A 25,152-nucleotide genomic window follows, 5' to 3' on the forward strand; every position below is an offset into this window, starting at 1 on the left:
ATAAATTCGGAATAACGTTATAATATCAGATATAATTCACAAAGAATATTTAAAAAATAAATACATAAATTTTTAGTTTAAATATTTATCAATCCTTTGGGTGTAGAAACTCAAACAAAGCTAAAATGTCAATTCGATTGCTTTTGAGATACGAAAAAGCGTATCGAAAACTAATTCAGAACTAAAATTCTTATTCTCGATACAATTTTTATCCATTTTATTTCGAAAAATCACTCGAATTGATATAATTTTACTACAAATGACAACAGATATTTATTAACAAGCTTGTACTACTATAATAACCATAAGTATTATGAAATTTGAAGTCTTTAAAAAAAGAAAATTTTGGTTGCGATTTATTGCTTGTGTAATACTTTTACCTGTATTATTGCTGAGTGCTACGGTATTATATATTAACACAAAACACAACAGTATTATTAAAGATCATATCGCTGACCTTAATAAAACTCATAAAGGCTTTATAGCTATAGGAGACACACACTTATCACTGTTTAGTAATTTTCCAAATATTTCTTTTAAAGTAGACGATCTAAAAATAAATGAAACAAAAGAGGATAACTCTCCGGTTATTTTGGATGTTAAAGATATCTACGTAGGGTTTAATTTGTGGGATATTTTACAAGGGGATTATACCATTAAATCATTAGTTGTAGAAGATGGTTTTTTTGATATTGTAATTCATGAAGATAAAAGTCTAAATCTTTTAAACGCATTACAATCTTTTGATGAAACAGAAAACGAAGAACCAATAGATTTTAAACTTCAAAAAGTCAAATTACACAATTTAGATATCCACAAAAAAGATGAAGGTCAAAATACAGATTTAGAAACATTTATTTATGATGCTGATGGTGGTTTCAATATTGATAATGAAGTTATTTCAGGACATATTGATACGAAGTTTGAAATGAATTTAATTAGTAATGGAGATACTACGTATGTAAAACACAAACACTTTGATCTTCATACAGATATTAGTCTTGATAAAAATACAGGATTGCTTACCATTGAACCTTCTGGAGTTACTATGGAACATGGTGATTTTGAGTTAGAAGGAATAGTAGACACAAAAAACGATTTTGATCTTGATCTTAAAATAAAAGGAGCCAAGCCTAATTTTGATATGCTTATTGCTTTTGCTCCAGAGGATTTGATACCTGTTTTAGAACGTTATAAAAATGCAGGGAAAATCTATTTTAACGCAATAGTTCAAGGACCTACATTGAATCAGCAAGTACCTTTTTTTGATGTAAATTTCGGTGTAAGTGAAGCTTTTTTAGAAAATCCTAACAAAGGTAAGCGAGTTAAAAACATTGGGTTTAAAGGGCATTTTACGAATGGAAATGAACGAAGTTCTCGCACAACAACATTTTCATTAGAAGATATGACGGCGAAATTAGGGAAAGGAAAATTTTTAGGAAATGTTGTGATCAATAATTTTGATGAACCAGAAATAGATATGCGATTAAATGCAGACTTTAATCTTAAATTTGTAACGGATTTCTTGAATTTAAATCAAGCAGATATTACATCAGGAAAGGTTTCATTAAAAATGAATTTTCATGATATTGTAGACCTTGATAACCCAGAACAAGCACTAAGTAAGTTGAATCAAGCGTATTATAGTGAGTTAAAAATTGATAGCCTAAGTTTATCTTCCGAAGATCTTCCTGCACCTCTAAAAAAGCTGAATGCGCATATTGTAATGAATGGAAAAAAAGCGACAATAAACCAGTTTGATATGCTTTTAGGAAAATCAGATATTTCAGTAACTGGATATGTATCAGATCTTCCTGCTATTGTTCATCATACAGATACACTAGTTGTTACTCATTTGGATATTCAATCGAAGCTGTTAGATATTGCTGAATTGACACAGTTTTCTGCTACTGATAGTATAAAAAGAGGTATCGATGAACAAATTAAAGACTTAACTGCTGGATTTTCATTTAAATCCTCAGCAAAAGCTTTTACTGAAAGTAAATATTTACCTAAAGGAGAGTTTTTTGTAGATAGTTTAAATGCACAATTAAAGCATTATCCACATAAATTACACGATTTTCATGTAGATGTATTAATCGATGATGAAGATCTTAAAATCAAAGATTTTACAGGTTTTATTGATGATTCTGATTTTCATTTTAACGGACTTGCACACAACTATGGTTTTTGGTTGCAAAAAGAATTGAATGGGGATGTGGATTTAGATATTACTTTAACTTCTGATTTGTTGCGTTTGGAAGACATTTTCTCTTATCAAGGTGAAAATTATGTTCCTGAAGAATATAGGCATGAAGAATTTGAAAAATTAGCATTACATGTAAATTCTAGTATGCATTATAAAGCATCTAAATTGCATTCCATAGATTTAGAATTGGACAAGCTAAATACCAAAATGCATGTACATCCATTACGATTTGAACGCTTTACAGGTGATTTCCATTATGAAGATGATCATCTTGTAGTGAAAGATTTTATAGGCAAAATTGGAAGAACTTCTTTTAATATTGGCTTAAACTATTATTTAGGAGATAATGAAGAAATTAGAAAAAGAGACAATTACCTTAGTTTCAAGGCAAATTATGTTGACTATGACCAGCTATTTCCTCCTGATGAAACATCAGAAAAAGCGACCATAACTATAAAGTCAAAAACAGCAGATGTTGCAGCACATGCAGATGCTTTTAATTTGTATGAACTACCATTTACAGATATGAAATTTGATGTTGATGTAGATTATTTTATGTATCAAAGAATTCATTTAGAAGATATAAAAGCAAGTTTGCGTACAACTCAAAATCATTACATTTATGTAGATACTTTACATATGAATGCCGCTGGTGGAAATTTAAAAATGTCTGGTTACTTTAACGGTAGCAATCCGAAGAAAATTTATATGAAACCCAATATAGAAGCTACTAATATTGATATGGATAAGTTCTTATTCAAGTTTGAAAATTTCGGACAAGATCATTTGGTTTCAGACAATTTAAAAGGACATGTTTCTACTACAATAGATGGAAAAATTAGAGTATATCCTGATTTAGTACCAGATTTAGATCAATCTGAAGTTCATATGGATGTAAAGGTTCTTAACGGTAAATTATTGAATTATGAACCTATGAAAATGTTATCGAGTTACATGGGAGACAAAAATTTAAATAAGATCAAATTTGATACGATTCAAAATCATATTGATATAAAAAACGGTCGTATAACTATTCCCAATATGACGATTGAATCCACATTAGGACACATGGAATTGTCTGGAACACAAGATTTGAATAATAATATTGAATATTACATAAGAATTCCATGGAAAACCGTTAAAAAAGCTGTTTGGTATAAACTATTTAAGAACAAAAAAAATAGTGGAACTAAAGAAGAAGAGGATGAAATTGTAGAAGTTGATCCTAATAAAAAAGTAAAATACTTAAACTTAAAATTACACGGTACAGTGGATGATTTTAAAGTTTCTATGAAGAAGAAGCCTAAAAAGAAGTAAGTCACAAATATTTAAAATATACAATATTCGCTGTTTTATTCTTATTTTATAACATTGCTCTATAATGTTCTACGTTATGTACACTTTGCTTTGGTAAAACGCGAAGTTTTTACCTTAATAATTATTTCATTTTTCTATTCAAATTTTCTTTATAAATGTAATGGAATACGCTTTACCCGAAACGACGATAGGAGCGAAGTAGCAGTGTTTATGAACATGGTATTTATTTTTTGATTAATTACGAATTCTCGTAAAAAATAAATATAGAAATCCTTACATTTATAGCTAAAATTTAATGAAAGTAAAGCAATTAAATATATTAAAAGCTCATCACGGGGATTGTTGTATAATTGAATTGAATAATACAAATGGAGAACCATACATTATTCTTATTGATGGAGGGCCGAGAGAAAATTTTAGAACATCACTGGTCCATGATTTAGATAAATATAAAAAAATAGATTTAATAATTCTTACACATATTGATCATGATCATATAGGTGGTTTACTAGAGTATCTTGGTAGCTCTATTGCTGATAAGCATGAATTTGATAAAATAATAATAAACGCACCTAATTTATTAACAGTTAATAATGAAGGAACTCAAATAAGTATGAATGAAGGTCTCAAATTTGAAAAAGTATTAAAAGAAAAACGACCAGAAATAAAAGTTATAGGAAACGTTACTACAGAAACTATTTTAGATAAATTTCTTCCCGAAGGTATTAATATTAAGATATTATCCCCAAACAATATTGCTTTGAAAGAACTATATTTAAATTGGCCTAAAAAGGAAGAAAGTAATACTCAAATTTCAATAGAAGAAATTATAAAAGCAAGAGAATTTGATGTTAGTTTTCATGAATTAGCATCAAAAAAGGATAAAGAAAAATCTATTAAAACTGATTTTGTTAACGCATCATCAATAGCCTTTTCTATTAGAGTAAACAATTTTCATGGTTTATTTATGGGAGATGCCCATTCATCCATTATTACAGAGAGTTTAACTAAATTTTATCCTGATGATGTACCTGTAGTTTTTGACTATATTAAATTATCTCATCACGGAAGTAAATATAATATTTCTAATGCTTTTTTAGATCAAATAATATGCTTCAATTATATCATTTCAACAAATGGAGGAGCTGGACGGTCAAAGCATCCCGATAGAGAAACAATAGCAAAGGTTATTTGCCATAAAAACATGAAAGAAGAAAAAGTTAAATTTTATTTTAATTATCCAATTAAAACAATTGAAGAAAAAACAGGAAAGTTATTTAAAGACGATGAAATTAAATTATTTGAATATTCCGAACAAAATCAAATTATTATATGAGTTTTGAGTTTTTAAAAAATATTACTGTTAGAATATCAGTAGATGATGGGAAGACCAAAACTGTAGGTAGTGGAATAATTACCCGCAATAAAGAGAATGTTTATTACGTAATAACAGCAGAACATTGTATTTACGGAAAGAAAGATGCAAGGCTTTCTAACATTGGAATTTCTAATATTAAAATAGAGTATAAAAAACAAAATGGAGATTATTTAAAAGAATTGAAAATTTCTGAAGTAGTTTATTCTAAAGATGGAGAAGAAGATATTAGTGTATTATCCGTCGAAATAGATGATATTGATTTAGATAGCATAGTTTATTCTAGTATTTTAAATGAATCTGATTGCTCAAAATTAGCTTTTAGAGGTTATCCTAAATGGCTGTCTGAAAAAAATCAAGCTAAAACCTTTCATTGCCAAATTGAAGAGAATGATAATGATTCATTTTATATAAAGTCAGATGAGATTAAAGACATCACATTTAGTAAAGCTATAGATCAAACGTCAAGTGGTTTATCAGGAAGTGGTGTGTTTGATGTAAAAAACGGCAAAATATTCCTTATTGGAATTATTACCGACTTGAGAGATTCAACAGGAATCTTCGGGCATTTAAAATGTTCTAAACTTGATAATGTTTTTAATTCGCTTGATTATGAAGTATATCCTCTTTCTAATAGTGCGCAACAATTATTTTTTCAAAGCGAAAAAATAGATTTAGAAAATATTTCTTTAAAAATAGCTTCTTTAAAAGAAGCTAATAATGATAGGTTTGATAATTTACACAGAAAATGTGAAGTTCTCTATGGTATTAGCGATGTAGATGAAATGGTAGATGAAATATTAACCGAATTTTTCAAAGCTGAGATAGAATTAAGCAAAATTGGAAAATTGAATGGATTTATTCAAAATGAATTTGACGAAGTACAAATAACACTTTCAAAAAGGGTAAACAGAACATTTCGTAATCGCCAAGTTCAAACTATAAATGAAGCTCAAAAAATATATAATGATATTAGAGATTTATTTTTTACACTAATGGCTTCTGAAAATAAATCTGAAATTTCGACTTCTAAAATTGAATTACTAGGAGATATAGCCGTTAATGAATTACTATTAAATTGTGATCTTAATTTTGTTAAAATATGATTGAAATAATATCAAATCCAAAAAGCGTTTATGTTCCAATACATTTACAACCTGTTTACAGGGTTTCACAAATTCTATTAATTCTTAATTATAATACAGGCTCATCTAAATCTGCTACAATTTCTCTTTTACAAACAATAGCATGGGCAATGCGTGATGAAGGAAATTTAAAAATACTTATGGATTATAAAGAAGAAAAACGACATAGTCTTGTTCCTTGGTGTTTTGAACCAGCACTTGATAGGGCATTAATACTTGCTTTAGTAAATCAGTATTGTGAAAGATTGATTGGTGGAAAAATAAGACTAACAAAAAAAGGTAAGAAATTAGTAGAATTAGTAATAAAAGATAACCTCTTTAAAACTCAGATAACTTCTTTGAAAGAAATAGGAGATGTATCTAAAATATTAACTGAAAAACAAACTTGGCAAGTAAGATAATGATACAAATAAATAGATTAAAATTAGATATTCAAGGTTATTCTCCTTCAAATACCGCTTTAAAAAAAAGATATGGTTTTGATATTCCTTTTAAGAAAGGTTTAAATGTTATTAAAGGAGAGAACACATCAGGAAAATCAACTATTATTTCTTGCTTATTTTATTCTTTATGTTTGGAAGAGCTTAAAGGAGCTAAAAATATAAGAGCCTTAGATAATTCTGTAAAAAAAGAATTTTCAATAAATGAGAATGATTATAAAGTTTTTACTTCTAGTACTTATGTAGAAATAAAAAATGATGATAATCAGGTTTTTACACTAAAAAGAAATATAAAAGGTGGTGAAAATAACATAGTTAAAATATTTAAAGGAGGTATTTCTGAACTTAATTCTAAACCTGAATCTAAAACAGTTTTTATTGATAGAACAAGAAATCATGAAAGTGAAGTAGGATTTTATTCGTGGTTTGCTCATTTTATGAAAATGCCAGATATTCCTAAAGTCCTAAATCAAAAAGGAGATTATTCAGATTTGTACTTACAAACAATTTTTCCAGCTTTATTTATTGAGCAAACTAAAGGATGGTCAGATTTATTAGCCTCTATGCCTTACTTTGGTATCAAAGATAACAAACAAAGAACCATTGAATATCTTTTTAATTTAAAAGCTCTTAAAAACGATGTTGAAAAAGAGCGATTAAATGAAATTAAAAAAAGAATTACGGAAAGATGGACGACAACATTAGGAAAGTTAGATGTATTAGCTACAGCTAACTCAGGTAAATACTCCGAATTAGATGAAGTTCCTTTTCTAGATAGTAAAGATCTTGATTTTGTTTCCTTAAAAATATTGAAAGGAATAGATTCTGACAATTTTATTCCTATAAATGAATTAATAGAGGAGTTAAAAGAAAAAAAGAGCCTCATTAATTTACAACCAAAACTAATTGAAAATAAAAAACCTGAATTGAGACGTATTCTCAATCAACAAAAGGAAAAATATTTAGATTTTGTTGATTACTACAATAAATTTAATTTAAAATATCAATCTCAAAAATCTCAATTACTTTCATATCAAAATCATATTGAAGAATTAAAAGCTGAAATAGAAGTTAATAAGGATATAAAATATTTAACTGAAAAAGATCCTACAGTAAACGAATTAGATTCATGTCCCACTTGTTCTCAAAAAATCACACCTGAGATAATTAAAACAGATTTATCTATTGAGTTTAAAACCATAAAAGGAAATTTGAATTACCTTCAAAATCAAAAAAAATTACTTGAATCATCAATAAATGGACTAATAAAAACATTAGATGAAAAAGAAGTAATCAATTCAACCTTTATCAAAGAAATATCTGATTTAGAGTTAAGTATTAGACAAATTAAAAATGAACTTTTAGATCCTGACTCAATGCCATCTAGGTTAGAAATTCAAAAAGATATTTTGTTAGAAAATGAGATATTAAAATTAACTAAAGTCGAATCGGATTTCAAAGGTTTAATTAATGAACTTAGAGAAGTGAGCGTTTTATATGGAGAAAATAAAAGATTAATAGATAATTTTAAAATTAATGATGCAGATGATATTCTAAAACTAGAAAATTTCGAAACTTCATATAAAAATTTACTTTATAAATTTAATTATAGTAGTAATAAACCATTCAATGTTTCGGTTCAAAGAAAATTTCCTTTTAAATATTTCCCTATTTCAAAATATGGAAAAGAGATTCAAAAAATCCAAATGAGTTCTTCCTCTAGTGATTTCATACGTAATATTTGGGCTTATACTATTAGTCTATTAAAAGAAGCTGAAAATCATCCAGGCATTATTTTATTTGATGAACCAAGTCAACACTCTATGAAGAGTAGTAGTCTTGAACAGTTTTTTAAAACTGTTGCTGACCTTAAACAATTTCAAATAATAGTAGCTGCTTCAAGTGAAGAAAACAATAAAACTGAAGATAAAAAAACTTATTCATTAAATAATATTTTAAGTAAAATAGAACACAATGAATATATTATTACAGAAATGTCAATTCAAGAAATGGAAAGCTAATTAAAGAAAAATACATTGATTTTTTGTTTCTTTTGTATTAAAGTAAAAGATAGCGCAAAACGATATAATGAAATTTAATCGAAAAATAGCTGTAACATAGTTGGTGATATAAAACGCGCACGCGTCAATTATATTTACAGTTATGTTTAATACGCATTCCGCCGTTTTACTCATAACAATATACTTGTTCTATAATTTATATTATGAAATAGCAATCCGAGTAGTGACGGGGGCTACAGCGAAAAAGAGACAAAAAAAATCGTAATTGCACACTTTTTTTAACTAATTATTAGTTTTATTATATCTCGTGTTTTTTCATATTTGATTATGAGAAAGTTAAAGTTATCAATTTCGCCCGTTACGAGCGATTTTCAAACCCCGTACAAATATCTAGTGAATTTGCATGAGCGAAAAGTTTTATACTTCAGAAGCAAACGCAAGGCTCAGGATTTTGTAAGGGATTTTAGTAATTATGTTTGTGACACTATAAGGTTATGTTACGATATACACGTACAATTGTACACTCTGTATTTACATCATTCGTATACTATCAAACCCTATTCGTTAAACCAAATTAAACTCAAACTAGATGGTTTTCTTGATCTTACCGATAAATGGTCAAATGATTACGGAGACGGTTGGCAATCTTTGAAATTAAGCGGTTTTTTTAAAATCCTAAACCATATAGAAGATACAGCCATTGAGTTTATATCACACTTTAAAAAGTCAAATGATTACTACCATGTTAATAAGGTTAACGCCCAGCTTCAAATGGTCCATTTCTTTTATGAGAAATACGATATCATTTTCAAAAATGCTAAAGTTAATCTTAATTATAAGTCAAACACAATTAAGCTACTTGATTTAGAGCGCAAGGTTTCTTAGAGCATAACCTAAACGTTATGTACACTAAAAAACACCCACAACCGCTAAACACATTAGCAGAAGGTCAAAAATTTGTCTATTCTTTAAACGGTCTACCAACGACCAAAATTCAAACACACGTAAGATCGTTAGGCGATCATTACTCAGAAGTTGAGCTTTTTGATGGTGTGATTGAATTTGTTAACCCTAGAACTTACGTATATGGGTTACAAGAAAGATAATGTGAACTACAAAGCTCGTCGACAGTACATTCTAAATTTGTCTGACGAGCTTTTAAAAAACCCGAAAATTCCTGTTTACACCTATACTGAAGCTTATCAGCATATTGCCGATAATTTTTTGTTTTGTGATATCAGTACGATCTATCGTGCTTTAAAGTTACGTGCTGCAAAACAGGAACAGACCAACGCAAACACATTACGAACATTAAAATTATTATAGCCGTTATTCGAGCCATTTAAGCCCGTTTAACGGCTTTTTCTATTGGCTAGGCAAAACATAACGGTTGTGTCGAAAAAACGAAGCGAAGCCATAGCGTAGCTGAGTTTTTGAGTCTTGCTAGATGAACGCGCCTTGTACTTTTTCAATTAAAAATGGGGGTATTTCCCAATACTTTGACGTAAGTTATCTTGATATCGTCCGAAATGGTGACACTTCTGTACTAAAACAGAATCAAAAAACACCATTTAATCAAATAATCAAGAAGTATGAGCCTACACCAAATTTTCTAAACGATGTTAATCGAATCAAATTCAAACACGATTTACATAGACAAATCATGTCTAAACGTGGAAAGAATTTAAAAGAACTGGGTACACTTTCAAATAATCAAAAAAAGAGCTGTAAAAAAGTATGTGAAAATATCATCAACACCGTCATATTCAGTAGAGAAAGAAATTCAGACTATAAAACAGGTCAATACGTAGTATTTGTAACTCTAACACTGCCAAGCAAACAGCAACATTCAGACAAACAAATCAAGCGTTTACAAACACGCTATATTGAGAATTTACAAAAGACTTATGGCGTAAAATATTATGTCTGGAAAGCTGAAGCCCAAAAGAATGGAAATATACACTTTCATTTACTACTCGATAAATGGATACATCACACTGTCCATAGAAAACTTTGGAATAAACAACTAGATAAATTAGGATATCTCGATTCATTTCAAAGTAAACACGGTCATAGAAACCCAAATACTACAGACGTAAAGAGTTTAAAAAAAGACGATAAAGGTCGTAAGATTAAAAACCCTACGTCATACATAGTAAAATATATGACTAAATTTGAGTTCGGTAAACGTCCAATACTGGGTAAATTATGGGGTTGTTCAGATGAGGCTAAACAACTAGACTACCCGAAATACCAAGAGGGTCAACCACTATTTGACCATGTTGTACACTTAATAAACTCTAAGAAGTTAAAACAAGTTTTAAAAGAAGACTTTTTCTCTTTTTTCTCTGGTAGGTCCTACGAGGTTATATCAACCAAATACAAAAAACTTTGGTCAGATATCAAAGATTTCTATAAACTACAAAACGGTAACATTGAGCCTCGTACGATCTCACAAAAAGAGTTCATTCGATTAAAGAATTACATACCTGAACAAACACCAACTATTCCTAAAATTGAAATTTTGCAACAACCAACATTTGAACAAGTAAAATTGAACTATGGAAACCCTGCATTTTGGACAAATAATTTAAAATAATTACTACCTGTAAATACCTGATTTACAACAAGGCACATTGCAACTTTTTTAACTAAACCTAGCCGTAAAATTGTATCAAATATTAATAAAAAAACATTTTTTACAATGGCTAAAACATTTGAATTAACAGGAGTAACTTCAAAAAAGATTGTACTAGAAAAACCACATAATCCTGCGGCGATGATCTTGTATAATGTGTCTCCAAGTGCAAAGGTTAAAGTGACTATCACTCGTAACAATACTCACACTATTACATTGATACCAGATTTAACCGTAGCTACTCTAAAAGAGTCTCAGGCTAAAATGGAAACTTTGTCATATAAGACTAACCACTCCGTACCATTACCATTCAACCCAAAGACTTATGAAATTTCGGATATGCCAACTACTACGGCAAACGAAGTAAAAAAGGCTTTAACTTCTGTAGAAATCTTACTTGCAATAGGAGGTGAGGTCTTACTTAATGAAGGTGATAAGTTAACAGTAACACTTTCAAATCTACAAAAACACGATGATTCACATGTTACATTCCTAGGAGGTTACCAAATCGCTCAAAACGAATATTCGTACAAAGAGCTTACCTGGAAAAAAGAAGATGAAGAGATTGCTTTAGAATTGACAGATGCTCATTATTTAATCATGGCTAAACCTGCTTTAGCTGACAAGTACGAGTTTATCGTACCAAACCAAAAGATTACAATGTACACTAGAGATTTACTAGCAAACCAATCTACTCATTTTGGAATTGTTGCATATGACCAACAAGACGGAGCAATATTTGGAACAAATTCTTGTGTTGTTCTTGATGTAAGAAGTATCAATTCTGTACATGTAACTAAGGAAAACCGTACAGCTGATATCAAGTACTACACAGTTAACCCAACTGCTTAAAATTCATTAATTCAAATTTAATTTATGTTAATCTATCCACTAACGGAGAGCTTTGACGCTTCTCCACAGTCTAAAACAATACCTGTAAATATTCCACCTGTTTTTGGTGGGGGTACTGGTTTTGCCAACGGTGGGTCATCTGTTCAAAACTTTATTAGCGAAATTCCATTCGCTGGAGGTCTCATTGGTTCAGGGTTAAATTTATTGGGTATTGATTTAAATTGTATTAACGCAAGCTTTCCACCTGAGAAAGCACAGAAAGAAACATCAGCTTTCTTGTTACAACAACAACAGCGTTATAATTTAGATTCATACTACAATAACCCAGCTTCAAATTTAGAAGAGTTTAAACAGAAGGCTAACGCTTATCTATTAGAGATTTGCGCAAACACTATAGAGCGTGCAATGAATGCACGTGACCGCAAAGGATGTACTAAACAAGGTGAGGAGTTATCACACCGAATGTTCGAACAGGCAAAACAGTTGATAATTCAGGAGATGAAAGATAACTATAACATTACTTTTCATAACCGAACTATCCAACACAATACCATTTTTCGTGGTGGTGGTCCATCAAGAACTTTTACAGTTCCACAGATCAAGACAGTCTCTCGTAAATCCCAATTTGCATTTGTAAATACAGCCGTTGACGGCGCTAAACAATACAGTCCTTTAACAAAATCCATCATTGGTTGGGTTGCTTTAGGTCTAGGATTATTATTTGGCTTAATCGCTTTAATTGTCAATGTTTTTAAGAAACCTAAAAAGAAAAAAAAGAAACCCAACAACAACTAAAATTTAATCATTATGAAGGAATATTTCACTAAAATAGGTGAGTTCTTAAACCGTAAATTATGGGGTTTGCCATATTGGGCAATCGGAATCTTACCAATCGCTTTAATCGTCTATTTAATCTTTTGGCTATTTAAACCGAAAGGAAGTAAGAACTCTAAACCTTGGTAATCATGGCACAAAATAAAAAATACAAAAAACAGAGTGAATACACGAATATCTACGAATCAGAACAAAACGTTGATCAGTACGGACGTGCGATGACTAAGAACGGGAAGTATTACAGCGGTTTCCAAGTTGGTTATACTAAAGAGTCTTATGAATATGAAGCACGCGTAGTAGGAACTGACGGTGTACAATTCGTAAATCAACCTAAGGTGTGGGTGACTGGTTATAACATCTCGAAAAGAGCTGGTACTATTAAATTCCAAGGTATTGAAAATTCTAAGTCTGTAAGATACCAAGGTGAAAAGAACGGTAACAAACATATTCTAATGTTTGTAGAATGTTTCTATGAAAATACAGGAGTTACTGTATTGGAATGGGTAGACGTGAATATTACCAACAAAACAGCAGTATTCAAGAAAATGAATATGCTTGCCGACGGTAGAACATACCCAAAAGGTGCAATCACTCGAATTGTAAAAAAGCTTGATTAATGAAGTTCTTAAATCAATTAGGCTCTATAACTCAAACCGTCATCAATTTCCTTGACGGTTTGAAAAGAGCTTCAAAAACACTTGAGGCTTTCGCAAGTGCGTTAAAGCTGTTCGAGGAAGAGCGTAAAAAGATTTGGAATATTAAACCAAAAGAAAAACCGAAAGAAAATGAAAAAACCGTATCCCTTATACCGTCCAGAAATACCGAATAGCGTCGTATTTCATGAAATATACCAACAAATACCATTTACAGGAATTTCAAACAAACAGTTATCAAAAAACTTTAGTTTAAAAGAAGCTGTAGACGCCGCTTTTGTTAGAGGTTTCGAAAAGTCACAATTCACACGCATACCAATAGACCCAAGGGTTATTTTGGCTTCACAAGCGATAAGAGATGCTTTAAACAAGCCTATAAAATTAGGTAGTACTTTCCGCTCAATGGAATGGGAGTTCTACAGAAAAAGACCCGGTACAAGTAGACACACTTACGGTATGGCTTGGGACTTGTCAGGTGATGGTTTGGTTAAAATGATGACCGAAGCTGTAAACACAAAGAATGAGCTTTACAGACGATTAAAACAAATTGGTATCGGATTTATACAAATCTATCCTTACTCAAATTTTGTTCATATCGATACTAGACCAAACAATACTCAGGATATACAAGTAGTATTCGAAAAAAAAAAGGGTAGTGGACTAGACAAAATTGCGCTAATGGACGCACTATCATTCGTGGCTGTATTGGTTACAATTGTAACCCCATTATTCGCATTAGGTAACTATCTGTATAACAGATTTAAAAAGAAGTAAAACAAATTAATAACAACTAAAGAGCATGTCGATTTCAAAACTAATATTCACAATTGTATTCATATTAGTACTGTCAATTTCAATAATGACAATGCTCTTTACTTTAATCATAATAAAATTATGTCAAAGACTATTCAAATCTTTATTGGGGCTGTACTCGCTCTGATATTTGGACTGTATTTTTATTTTAAGGGTAGAAGTTCGAAAAGCACTGAGCCTAAAAGTAACGATAACTCAGTCGCTGAGGCTATATCAGTTATAGATCAATCAATAGATAAATTTCTGTTCAGGAATAAAGATCATGAACCAATATTTGATGTAGTATCACGTTTAAATTCATCTCAAATACTAAAACTTCATAAAGATTTTGGTTTAAGATATCATGATAGTACCTTCGGGATATTTTCTTGGGTTCCTGTTTTAGACGATGCTATTGGTGCAGAAACTTACAATTTATCTGCAATTCTTTTAAGAGAATTTGATGAAAACCAAAAACAAAGAATTAAAGCAATTTATAAATCTAAAGGTTTGGTTTTTCCTTTAGTTAATCCTAACTAATTTTTGTATTTCGTTTTAGCTATTTTATATCCAATTCCGTAAAATACTACTGCTATAACTATACATAAAACTATTCCTATTTTAATAATCGCCATTTCTAATCCTTTTTAAAATTTCGATAAATATATGAAATATCTTTTTACGGGTGGTTCTTTGCTATTTGGTTACTCCATTAGTACAGACGACGACCCAATCCCTAAAATAATTAGTCTACTCGTGGCTATACTTGCTGAAGTACTAAGGCACCTGTGGAACGAATACAAAAAGAAAAAACAAAACCCAAATCCTAATGAAAGAAATTAATTTAAACGATACAAAATTCAGTTCTAGAGCTTATACAGGAGTTTTACCAATGGTTCTAAACGATAGAGGTTACTATGTACTAAATCATGACCTTTTGTTAGAAAACCAACAATTATACGGTCGAATTTCATTAACTCCCTATAATGTACCAGCTATTAATGGTTTTCCAGAGTACGAACGAACTATAGGTTTTTTACATGGTTATACTGGAGATGACCCGTATTTAATCACCTTCTTTGATTTTGAATTACAAACTCCTATTATATTTAGATCGTTGGGTATAGTTGATTATTACCCTGTGTATTTTGACGGTTTAATTTTGACTAGACCAAGTGCTTACCGTGATCTAGATGCTACCGATTTAATAGACCAACAAAATATACTTAACGCAATGCATCCAGACGGTATACCTGAGGATTACACGCCTTACAAACAATATACTGTAAGAGACGGCAACGGAAACGACGGACAACCTTCAAGCGGTGGCGGAAGAACAGGTACTCCAACTCAAGGTGGAAGTGGTGGTTCAACTACAAGTTAATTGTTATATTTGTGATAAGTTAGTATATTACGTGGGGGCGTAGTATGTTAGTTTTCAACTATGAGTAAACCCGTACATAATCTGTACGGGTTTTTACTTTTTATTCCATGTTTAGAATTCTATCAACAAACACAGTATGTTTAACTAAGTCGTTGTTATCTGCTTTAATATATTCTACAGTTCTTTCACCGTTAATTAACTCTTTTTTAATCACTATATAATCATGTTCACCGTGAATAATTACTTCGTTAATTTCAGCTATTAATAAAGCTTTAACAAGTCTCTTTTCTTTGTTTTGCCAATCCCTCAACTTCTTTTTAAAATCTGCCATAATCAATTAATTTTAAAATATTAATACTGTTAATTTTTTATCTAGAATACATACAGTGTAAAGTACTTTGTATTTTTTACATACATCTCTTATGATTTCAATTATTATATCAGGTATAATATTATGTCTTCTAACTAATATATCTCCATCACTTTCAATCACTTTTAAATTATGATTTCTACCTTTCTCGTTAAGTTCTTTACTGATTTTTTCAATTAATGCTTTTTCCATGTCTGTTAATTTTGTGGGTTTCCCCTGTTAAAAAAAAAAATATTTTTTTTGCTTTAAAACCAACAAACAAACCACTGACACGGTTTTGGAAATACAAAAATTTTTCTGGGAAGGTTTGCCGACTTTAGGAGGTGAAAACCCAGATAAAATTCTTTTTATTTTTAAAGCTGTGTCTATATTCGTGCGGTGGTATTAAAACCAAGAAAATATACCCACCGCCGAACCGCATTCGACTAGCTCTAAACATGTCTTAAAACACCTTTAAAATGCCTTAAATTTGCATATACGATCGAAATTGCATACATTAGCGCATATATAATCCGCTCTTTGAAATCTAAACGTATTTAAATCAGTTATTTAAGTAAAAACACGAGTACTTATATGGGATTATTTTCTCATATATTTTTTGCACTATAATTTATATTATGTTAAATAGGATATTTTAAAAGAAGTATTATCTCCTTTTATATACTTTCATCTATCCAAGAAAAATGTTTATTTCGAATCGTATTTTTATTCAATCTTACATAGTCAACAAAAGCTTTCGCTATTGGTGTTAGTTTCTTTTCTTTTCTCCAAACTAGATTCCATTCAGTTTCAATTGGCAAACCTTTGTAAGGAATTATTGAAATTTCTTTATTCATTAAAGCACTTTTAATTCCAATTAATGGCATTATAGAATAACCAATTCCAGCTATAACAGCCTGTTTTAAAGCTTCATTTGAAGTTAATTCTATTTTTTTTGCAGATTGAAAATTCTTTTTCTCTACAAACATTTCCATGGCATTTCGTGTAGCAGATCCTTTTTCTCTGTAAATCAGAGGTCCTTCTGTAAATATTTTACTTTTTTTCTTCTTTTTTTCATTAATCATTGTTGAACTTCCAACCAGATATAAACTATTTCGTAACAGCGGAATAGTTTCCAAATTCAAATGACTTGGTAAAACAGACACTAAAGCAAAATCAACTTCATTATTTTCTAAATTTGTTACAACACTCTGTTTATTCGTTACATCCATTGAAAAGTCAATAGATTCATGTTGTTTCAAAAAATCTGAAACATAATATGGCATTACATATTTACCAGTTGAAACTACAGCTAACTTTAATTGCCCTGCTAGTTTCCCTTGATATGCGTAAGTTTTATGGTTTATGGTTTCAACTTCAATAAGAATTTGTTTCGCTGTATCAGCTATTTCTTGTCCGAAATCCGTAATATAGAGCTTCTTACCTACTACTTCAGTTAAAGGTATAGGAAATTGTTCTTGAAAATTTTTAAGCTGAATTGAAACAGCTGGTTGCGTAAGAAATAAAGATTCTGCAGCTTTTGTAATGCTTTTTTTATCTACTATTTCCAAAAAAACTTTTAATTGATGAAGTGTATAATTCATACAGTTTTATAATCTATTTTTTTAGAGCAAAAATAATTTATATATAACTAAAAACTTATGTATATGAACTTAAATATAAATTAATATTCTAATACAATTAAGAGATATAAAATTAATTAAACTCATTTATTTCAAATACTTACACAAATATAATAAATTTTATTAATGATTATTTAAAGAATAATAAATAATAATATATTAAAAAAATATTCAAAATTTGCGCCATAAAAAACACAAAAGATGAGTACAACAACACAAACATTAGTAAACAGTTTAAAACTAATTGATGGCACATTTACACCTATGCACACAGAAGATTTATTAAAAAGCTTTATCAACACTAAAATTAATTATCACAAACTTCATCGATTAATTATTCTTGAAGGAGATCATAATAATGATACTGCTTATGATAACAATAGAATTCATGAATTAAAAGCTGATAAGATTCACTTATCTGAGATTATTGCTTTCGCTAAAGCGAATAACAAAAATATTAAGTTAAAAAGTACAATAAGTATAGAACTTACTGACCAATAAAATATTTACGAAATGGATATTCATTTGTTGATTGATAATTTAACAAATCCTGCCTTACTTTTTTTCTTCTTAGGAATCTTTGCTTCACAAGTAAAAAGTGATTTAGAAATCCCGAAGAATTCATCAAAATTTATTTCGCTGTATTTGCTTTTATCTATTGGTTTTAAAGGTGGTCAAGAATTAGCTCATAGTGATTTTTCATCAGAAATTTATGGAGCATTAATCATAGGATTTCTGTTAGCTGTCTTCACTCCTTTTTACACATTCTTTATTTTAAAAAGAAAATTTTCAGTCGAAAATTCAGGAGCTATTGCAGCTGCATACGGTTCTGTGAGTGCTGTAACTTTTATTACTGCAATTAGTTTTCTTGATATGGAAAAGATAAGTTATGGTGGACATATGGTAGCCGTAATGGCATTAATGGAAGCTCCTTCTATTATTGTTGGAGTTTTATTAATGAGATTATTCTCTAATGGTAAACGATCTACTAAAGAATTACTCAAATTAATTAAACATTCTATTACGAATGGTAGTGTTCTTTTAATTATTGGAAGTTTAGTTATAGGATATTTGGCTAGTGACGCTCAAGCCGCAGGAATTAAACCTTTTACGACAGATATTTTTAAAGGTTTTCTAGCTGTATTTTTATTGGATATGGGAATAACAAGTGGTAAAAAAATTGGAGCATTTATTAAAAAAGGTTGGTTTGCTTTACTTTTTGCAATCATTATACCTTTAATTAACGGTTGTTTAGTAGCCTACATTTCTGGAATTTGGTTAGACGAACTTGGAAATCGATTTTTAATCGCCATTTTGGCTTCAAGTGCTTCATATATTGCTGTACCAGCAGCTATGCGAATTGCAGCTCCTAAAGCTAACCCAAGTTTGTATTTACCCATGGCGCTTGCAATAACTTTCCCTTTCAATATTACTTTAGGTATGCCTATTTATATGTATATAGTTCAGCAAACATTTTCATAAAATAACTTTAGTACAGTTATTTGTTATTTTTCATTAACCCGTTCTTTTGTAAAAGGCCTAACTCACAATAGTTAGGTCTTTTTTTTGATAAAGACCCACACAAAAAACATAAATTAGACTAATGATTATTTTAAAAAACATAAATATCTATATATCAATAATATATCTTAAATTTGTAGTGTAGATTATCAAATATAGGAATAGTTTATGTAGTAGTTTTTTAGTTATTTCTGTTCTTTTTCATTAACCCGTTCTTCAAAAAGATCTAGTTTCTATTTTAGTACTAGATCTTTTTTATATTTTAAAAATCAACTGATCATCAAAAGCATAGGCTTTATTTTCTTCTTGATCGAACTTTGTATTCAAGCCTGTAAATAAGCTAAATGCAGGAAGAATTAATTGGCTTTTACTTACCAAATAGCATGGTAATTTTATATATTGATTTCCTTTGAATTTAATACGAACTCCAGGATGCATATGACCACAAATTATAGATTCTCCTTCTATTCCATCATCTAAATCATGACGAAAAGTGAGTTTGTTATCTCTTAAAAAAGAAACGGTTTCAAAACCGAGTTTCTGTATTTTCTTTTCAGACATTTTATCATGATTTCCTTTGATCAGAACTTTATTAATATGTGAAATTGAAACCAACCAATCTTTAAAAATCTCAATATTCGAATTGTAATTTGCGTGAAATAAATCTCCAACCACAATAATTCTTTTAGGAGAAAAATGAGTGATTAAAGTTGATAAACGTTGTAAATCTTCATGTAAAATAGTGTCGGCAACGGCAATTCCATGTTGTCTAAAATGTGCTGTTTTTCCTATATGAATGTCAGATAAAATTAATGTTTCTTTGTCTTCCCAATAGATAACTCGTTGATTTGTTAAGGTCAATTTAGTATTGGAAAACTCAATATCTTCTGTTAGAATATTCACTGAATCAGTTTATAATGTTGTTTTTGTAATCGTAAAATACGATCTGCTAGTTTTTCATTACTCATGGTATCTCGTAAACTATCAACTTTTATAGGAAAGCTCAAAGGCGTATAGCCTCTCGCCTCTTTTAAAATGATTTTACTTTTCGAAATACGATCGAAAGCTTCAAATAATCGTGCTTGTTCTAGCTGTTCATTAAACACTTCTGTATAGGCTTGTCGAAATAACAAATTATTTGGTTCATGATCTTCCAAAACTCTAAAAATTAAACCTGATGAAGATTGTAAACTCTTATTTGTTTTTCTTGCTCCGGGTTGCGATTGTACAACCAAACCAGCAATTACAGCAATATCACGAAACTTTCTACTAGCCATTTCTGAAGCATTTACACTTGCTATTGCATCTTCCATGAGATTTTCTTTGGACAATATACGATCTAAATTTTCTTCAAAAACAGGAATTTCTTGATCACTCAACAAATCAAAACCATAATCATTCATCGCAATTGTAAATGTAATAGGTTTCAATTTACTAATTCTGTAGGCAATTAATGATGCCATTATTTCATGTACCAAACGTCCTTCAAACGGATAGAAAAATAAGTGATAACCTTCTTTTGTTTTTATTTTTTCTACCAGAAACTCATCTGACTTTGGAATATGAGAATTACTATTTTGCGTTGTTAATAACGGATTCAAAAACTTCAATTCTTTCTCTCTAATTCCTGGATGTAAAGCATCATTAAGTTTTAATCGTAAATAATGACTCAGATATGAAGTTAATGGTAGCCTCCCTCCTTTCCAGCTCGGTGTAATCGCTTTCTTAGAGTTACTTTTCTTCACAAAAACTGTCATGTCTTTAATATGAACAATTTCTAAAACTCGACCAGCTAATACAAATGGAGTTCCGTTTTTTAATTTAGAAATAAAGAATTCTTCAATCATACCAATAAATCCGCCTTTCATAAAACGAACTTTCAACATGGCGTCACTAACAATAGCACCAACATTCATTCGATGTAACATGCTAATTCTTCTACTGGTAACTTTATATAAATTGGTTTCTTCTTCAAAAACCACTTTATGAAATTCCTCGTAAGTTTTTAATGTATTTCCACCTTGCGTAATAAATTGCATAGCCCAACTAAAATCTTCTTCAGTAAGTTCAGCAAAAGCATGTGTTTGTTGAATTAATTCAAAAGTTTCTTTCCATTGAAAACCTTCTCCTACAGCTAAAGACACTAAGAACTGAACTAAAACATCATACGCTAAGACCACAGGAATTCTAGCTTCGACATCTTTTTGCTTTACCGCTTCTTTTAAAGCTGAAACTTCAATTAATTGTAACGTATGCGTTGGTAAACAATATACTTTTGATACTTCGTTTGGTGAATGTCCACTTCTTCCCGCTCGTTGCATAAAACGTGCAATTCCTTTGGCAGAACCAATTTGTACCACACAATCTACAGGTTTAAAATCGACACCTAAGTCTAAAGAGGAAGTACAAACTACGGCTTTCAATAATCCGTCATTAATAGCATCTTCAATCCAATTTCGTAGTTTTTTATCAATAGAACCATGATGAATTGCAATTTGTCCGGCTAAATCTGGATCAGTATCTAATAATAATTGGTACCAAAGCTCTGATTGACTTCTAGTATTTGTAAAAATTAGTGTTGTTGTATTTTCATAGATAATTGGCAACACTTTTTTCACCAATTGTCCGCCTAAATGTCCAGCCCAAGGCAATAATTCCACTTCATCTGGTAGTAAAGAAACAATTTTAAGTTTTTTCTTTTCTTTAGAAGTGATGATTGTCGTTTTCAATTCTGGGTTTGGTAACAAAACTGTTTTTGCTTCTTCTAAGTTTCCTATAGTTGCTGAAATTCCCCAAACTCGTAAATCTTTGGTTAACGATCGAATTCTAGCTATAGCTAACTCTGTTAAAACTCCACGTTTTGTAGCCAAAAGTTCATGCCACTCATCTATTACAACACACCTAATATTCTTAAACCATCTAGAATTTTTCTTTTGTGTAAACAACAAATGCATGGTTTCTGGAGTGGTTAACAACACATCTGGCATTTTTCGTTCTTGTTGTCTACGAATATTTTGTGGTGTATCGCCATTTCTAACAGCTGCAACCCAATCTAAGCCAATTTCATCAATCGCAGCTTGCATTGCTTTTTGTAAATCTTTTGCTAAAGATCTCAGGGGACTTATCCATAATAATTTACAGCCTTTTTTATATTGATCAGGGTGATTTAAATAATCTATCAAAACAGCTAAAAACAAGGAATAAGTTTTACCAAAACCAGTTGGTGCAACGACTAATCCGCTATAATTTTGAGCGTATTTTTTCCAAGCTTTCAATTGAAAATCAAAAGGTGAAAAGTTTTTAGAAGACAACCAATCTTCAATAATTTTATATCCTTCAGTTGTTTCTAGTGTACTCATTGATTAAAAATTAAGTCTTTTACAGATTCAATAGTGTCGATATCAGCTACTGTTTTATCTTTTCGCCAACGTTTAATTCGAGGAAAACGAAGTGCAACACCAGATTTATGACGATTACTTAAAGCGATTCCTTCAAAAGCAATTTCAAAAACCAATTCAGGTTTCACTGTACGAACTGGCCCAAATTTCTCTGTAGCATTCTTTGTTACCCAACGGCTAACTTCAGTTATTTCAGCATCTGTAAGTCCGGAATAAGCTTTAGCAATCGTGACTAAACTATCATCTTTTTTAACAGCAAACGTGTAATCTGTATATTTAGAACTTCTACGACCACTACCCTTTTGCGCATAAATCATAACTACATCAATCGTTAACGGATCTATTTTCCATTTCCACCAAGTTCCTTTTTTTCGACCAATATGATACTCCGCATTTTTAGATTTTAGCATTAATCCTTCAGCATTAATCCTTCGAGAATCGTTTCTAATTTCATCTAATTCATCCCAGGAATCTACTTTAATTGCATTGGATAATTGAATGGTATTGGTCGTATTGTTTAGAAATATGCTTTCTAATTTCTTTCTTCTCTCAGCAAGATTTTCTGATCTGATATCTTCGTTTTGATATTCTAACAAATCGTAAGCATAAAATCCGATAGGAATTTCTTCTAATAGTTTCTTAGTGACATTCTTACGGTTCAATCGCTTTTGTAAATCATTAAATAACAACACACTACTATCTTTAATAGCCAGAATTTCTCCGTCTAAAACAAAATCTTCTTTCCAAGTAGAAAATGCTTCTACAAGTTCAGGAAACTGATTTGTTACTAGTTCTTCTCCTCTACTCCAAATAAATAATTCGTTATTTCTTTTTACAATTTGTCCACGAATTCCATCCCATTTATGTTCTATTTGCCAATCATTTATATCGCCTAATTCTTCAAGTTCTTTCTCTAAACTATACGCTAAAGCAAACGGATACGGTTTCGAATTATCGTAGTTTATATGAGTTCCTGATAACAATTCATCAAAAGAAATTGTATTGATATCCCAGTTACCAATAATGCTATGCATCAATTTATTTACATCAATATTCGTTAACTTTGCTAAAGCATTGACTAAGGTTTTCTTTGAAACACCAATTCGAAAACTTCCACCAATTAATTTATTGAAAATCAATCGTTCTTGCATTTGTAATCCGTTCCAAGCATTGATCACATATTCTTTTTTTTCTTCTTCACTTTTAGGTTTTAAAGCAATTAATTCTAACATCCATTCATGTAACGACTTTTCGATTGTTGTTTCTGGTTCAGGTAATAATAACGCTAAAGTTTCTCCTAAATCACCTACTGTACTGTAACTTTCTAAAAACAACCATTCTGGAAGCTTAGAAATCTCTGCACACCATAATTTCATTAACGAAGATTTTACAGGTCGTGAAGGTCTTTTTCCTGTGAATAATGCAATCATCCAGAGTTTATCTTTATCTGGTGCTGTTGCAAAAAAATCGACTAATGCATCAATCTTTGCATTGGTTTTATTTGTGATTTCTATTGCATTTATAAGTTCGGCAAACTGTTTCATGAAGTTGTTTCTTGGGTTACAATTTGCTTTTCTTCTGATTCTATTTGATCGTTACCATATTCGGTAATAACTTCTTCAGATTCTATTCCGATTTCATTTAAATAACGAGAAAAAATAGCTTGAGATCCGTGAGTTACATAAACTTTCTCTGCATTTGTAGCTTTCACAGCTTTTAGTAATCCATCCCAATCTGCATGATCACTTACTACAAAACCCGCATCTACACCTCTCCAACGTCTGTTTCCTCTAATTTGCATCCAACCAGAGCAAATTGCAGTGGCTGCATTCGGAACTCTTTTTAGCATTTTACTTCCAAGCAAAGCTGGCGGCATAATGATAATTTTATTCTGAATATCCGCTTTTTTAAAATTTCCATCTAAACGAATGGTTTCTGGAATTTTAACTCCTGAAGCTGTAATTGCAGTATTGATATGATGAATTGCATTATGAACATAGATTTCATCTAATCCTTCTAAAAGTTTCATAATACGTTGTGATTTTCCTAACGAATACCCAAAAAACACACTTGTTCGATTATTGGCTTTGTTTTTTGCCACCCAATTATGAATTTGTGATTGAATCGCTGCTTCTGTTTGCCATTTATAAATTGGCAATCCGAAAGTACTTTCTGTTATGAATTCGTGACACGTAATCGGTTCAAAAGGAATAGTTAAATTATCTTCTTTTATTTTATAATCTCCAGAAAAAACTACAACTTTTCCTTTGTATTCTAATCGAACTTGAGAAGATCCAATAATATGTCCTGCTGGATGAAAACTAACTTTAACTCCGTTTATCGTTTTAGATTCATTGTAATTGAGTGTTTCTACAGAAATATCTGGACTAATGCGATGTTTTAAAATGTTTTTGGTGTGTGTATGACAGAGATAATGCTTCATTCCCCAACGTGCATGATCTGCATGTCCATGAGAAATTACCGCATAATCTACTGGATACCATGGATCGATATAAAACTTTCCAGGAATACAATAAATGCCTTTTTTAGTGAAACGAACTATTTTCATGTTTAACAAATT

General features: G+C 30.4%; 24 protein-coding genes. 17 read left to right on the top strand and 7 right to left on the bottom strand.

The window, feature by feature from the left end; genetic code table 11:
- The first annotated feature begins 313 nt into the window (after positions 1-313).
- The 15 genes from AQ1685_RS10185 (at position 314) to AQ1685_RS10255 (ending at position 15,660) form a co-directional block, all read left to right on the top strand.
- Positions 314-3,526, top strand: coding sequence for an AsmA-like C-terminal region-containing protein (locus AQ1685_RS10185; RefSeq protein WP_095071833.1), 3,213 nt, complete (start codon positions 314-316; stop codon positions 3,524-3,526).
- A 295-nt stretch (positions 3,527-3,821) separates the two neighbouring features.
- Positions 3,822-4,862 (top strand): ComEC/Rec2 family competence protein, encoded by a 1,041-nt coding sequence (locus AQ1685_RS10190; RefSeq protein WP_095071835.1) that lies wholly within the window; start codon positions 3,822-3,824, stop codon positions 4,860-4,862.
- A complete protein-coding gene (locus AQ1685_RS10195; RefSeq protein WP_095071837.1) occupies positions 4,859-6,007 on the top strand; it encodes a hypothetical protein in 1,149 nt (382 codons plus the stop codon). Before AQ1685_RS10190 ends, AQ1685_RS10195 begins: the two co-directional genes overlap by 4 nt.
- Positions 6,004-6,447: a hypothetical protein gene (locus AQ1685_RS10200; protein ID WP_095071839.1), complete on the top strand. Its 444-nt coding sequence runs from the start codon at positions 6,004-6,006 to the stop codon at positions 6,445-6,447. Before AQ1685_RS10195 ends, AQ1685_RS10200 begins: the two co-directional genes overlap by 4 nt.
- The gene (locus tag AQ1685_RS10205; protein WP_095071841.1) at positions 6,447-8,507 is read left to right on the top strand and encodes an AAA family ATPase; all 2,061 of its coding nucleotides are present in this window, start codon (positions 6,447-6,449) and stop codon (positions 8,505-8,507) included. Before AQ1685_RS10200 ends, AQ1685_RS10205 begins: the two co-directional genes overlap by 1 nt.
- 516 nt (positions 8,508-9,023) lie before the next feature.
- Entirely contained in the window at positions 9,024-9,392 is a 369-nt protein-coding gene (locus tag AQ1685_RS10210; RefSeq protein WP_157730176.1) for a hypothetical protein, read from the top strand.
- Between the two features lie 778 nt (positions 9,393-10,170).
- On the top strand, positions 10,171-11,106 hold the full coding sequence (locus AQ1685_RS10215) for a rolling circle replication-associated protein (RefSeq protein ID WP_157730177.1): 936 nt from the start codon (positions 10,171-10,173) through the stop codon (positions 11,104-11,106).
- A gap of 105 nt (positions 11,107-11,211) precedes the next feature.
- Positions 11,212-11,997 (top strand): hypothetical protein, encoded by a 786-nt coding sequence (locus AQ1685_RS10220; protein WP_095071851.1) that lies wholly within the window; start codon positions 11,212-11,214, stop codon positions 11,995-11,997.
- 24 nt (positions 11,998-12,021) lie between these two features.
- A complete protein-coding gene (locus AQ1685_RS10225; protein ID WP_095071853.1) occupies positions 12,022-12,792 on the top strand; it encodes a hypothetical protein in 771 nt (256 codons plus the stop codon).
- 12 nt (positions 12,793-12,804) lie between these two features.
- Positions 12,805-12,960, top strand: coding sequence for a hypothetical protein (locus AQ1685_RS10230; protein WP_157730178.1), 156 nt, complete (start codon positions 12,805-12,807; stop codon positions 12,958-12,960).
- 2 nt (positions 12,961-12,962) lie between these two features.
- Complete coding sequence (locus AQ1685_RS10235; RefSeq protein ID WP_095071855.1) at positions 12,963-13,448, top strand: hypothetical protein; 486 nt, start codon at positions 12,963-12,965, stop codon at positions 13,446-13,448.
- A complete protein-coding gene (locus AQ1685_RS10240; protein ID WP_157730179.1) occupies positions 13,448-13,660 on the top strand; it encodes a hypothetical protein in 213 nt (70 codons plus the stop codon). The genes AQ1685_RS10235 and AQ1685_RS10240 overlap by 1 nt, the downstream gene beginning before the upstream one ends.
- The gene (locus AQ1685_RS10245; RefSeq protein WP_095071857.1) at positions 13,617-14,258 is read left to right on the top strand and encodes a D-Ala-D-Ala carboxypeptidase family metallohydrolase; all 642 of its coding nucleotides are present in this window, start codon (positions 13,617-13,619) and stop codon (positions 14,256-14,258) included. The genes AQ1685_RS10240 and AQ1685_RS10245 overlap by 44 nt, the downstream gene beginning before the upstream one ends.
- 120 nt (positions 14,259-14,378) lie before the next feature.
- Positions 14,379-14,816 carry a hypothetical protein gene (locus AQ1685_RS10250; RefSeq protein ID WP_095071858.1) on the top strand — a complete coding sequence of 146 codons (438 nt, stop codon included), beginning with the start codon at positions 14,379-14,381 and terminating at the stop codon, positions 14,814-14,816.
- Positions 14,817-15,105: 289 nt separating this feature from the next.
- Positions 15,106-15,660 carry a hypothetical protein gene (locus AQ1685_RS10255; RefSeq protein WP_095071860.1) on the top strand — a complete coding sequence of 185 codons (555 nt, stop codon included), beginning with the start codon at positions 15,106-15,108 and terminating at the stop codon, positions 15,658-15,660.
- A 100-nt stretch (positions 15,661-15,760) separates the two neighbouring features.
- On the opposite strand, the gene AQ1685_RS10260 is transcribed toward AQ1685_RS10255, so the two are convergent.
- From AQ1685_RS10260 to AQ1685_RS10270, 3 genes are all read right to left on the bottom strand, one after another.
- The gene (locus tag AQ1685_RS10260) at positions 15,761-15,991 is read right to left on the bottom strand and encodes a hypothetical protein (RefSeq protein ID WP_095071862.1); all 231 of its coding nucleotides are present in this window, start codon (positions 15,989-15,991) and stop codon (positions 15,761-15,763) included.
- Positions 15,992-16,003: 12 nt separating this feature from the next.
- Positions 16,004-16,222 (bottom strand): hypothetical protein, encoded by a 219-nt coding sequence (locus AQ1685_RS10265; RefSeq protein ID WP_095071864.1) that lies wholly within the window; start codon positions 16,220-16,222, stop codon positions 16,004-16,006.
- Positions 16,223-16,686: 464 nt separating this feature from the next.
- On the bottom strand, positions 16,687-17,613 hold the full coding sequence (locus AQ1685_RS10270) for a LysR substrate-binding domain-containing protein (RefSeq protein WP_095071866.1): 927 nt from the start codon (positions 17,611-17,613) through the stop codon (positions 16,687-16,689).
- 240 nt (positions 17,614-17,853) lie between these two features.
- Between AQ1685_RS10270 and AQ1685_RS10275 the strand changes: the two genes are divergently transcribed.
- Positions 17,854-18,153, top strand: a complete 300-nt coding sequence (locus AQ1685_RS10275) for a hypothetical protein (protein ID WP_095071868.1) — start codon at positions 17,854-17,856, stop codon at positions 18,151-18,153.
- 12 nt (positions 18,154-18,165) lie between these two features.
- Entirely contained in the window at positions 18,166-19,134 is a 969-nt protein-coding gene (locus AQ1685_RS10280; protein ID WP_095071870.1) for a sodium-dependent bicarbonate transport family permease, read from the top strand.
- Between the two features lie 294 nt (positions 19,135-19,428).
- On the opposite strand, the gene pdeM is transcribed toward AQ1685_RS10280, so the two are convergent.
- The 4 genes from pdeM to AQ1685_RS10300 are packed head-to-tail and all read right to left on the bottom strand — an operon-like array spanning position 19,429 to position 25,140.
- The gene (pdeM, locus tag AQ1685_RS10285) at positions 19,429-20,076 is read right to left on the bottom strand and encodes a ligase-associated DNA damage response endonuclease PdeM (protein ID WP_095071872.1); all 648 of its coding nucleotides are present in this window, start codon (positions 20,074-20,076) and stop codon (positions 19,429-19,431) included.
- On the bottom strand, positions 20,073-22,532 hold the full coding sequence (locus tag AQ1685_RS10290) for a ligase-associated DNA damage response DEXH box helicase (protein ID WP_095071874.1): 2,460 nt from the start codon (positions 22,530-22,532) through the stop codon (positions 20,073-20,075). Before AQ1685_RS10290 ends, pdeM begins: the two co-directional genes overlap by 4 nt.
- Complete coding sequence (locus AQ1685_RS10295; protein WP_095071876.1) at positions 22,529-24,115, bottom strand: ATP-dependent DNA ligase; 1,587 nt, start codon at positions 24,113-24,115, stop codon at positions 22,529-22,531. Before AQ1685_RS10295 ends, AQ1685_RS10290 begins: the two co-directional genes overlap by 4 nt.
- Positions 24,112-25,140, bottom strand: a complete 1,029-nt coding sequence (locus tag AQ1685_RS10300; protein WP_095071879.1) for a ligase-associated DNA damage response exonuclease — start codon at positions 25,138-25,140, stop codon at positions 24,112-24,114. The genes AQ1685_RS10295 and AQ1685_RS10300 overlap by 4 nt, the downstream gene beginning before the upstream one ends.
- Positions 25,141-25,152 lie beyond the last annotated feature (12 nt).

Source organism: Tenacibaculum jejuense (assembly GCF_900198195.1).
Classification (GTDB): Bacteria; Bacteroidota; Bacteroidia; order Flavobacteriales; family Flavobacteriaceae; genus Polaribacter; species Polaribacter jejuensis.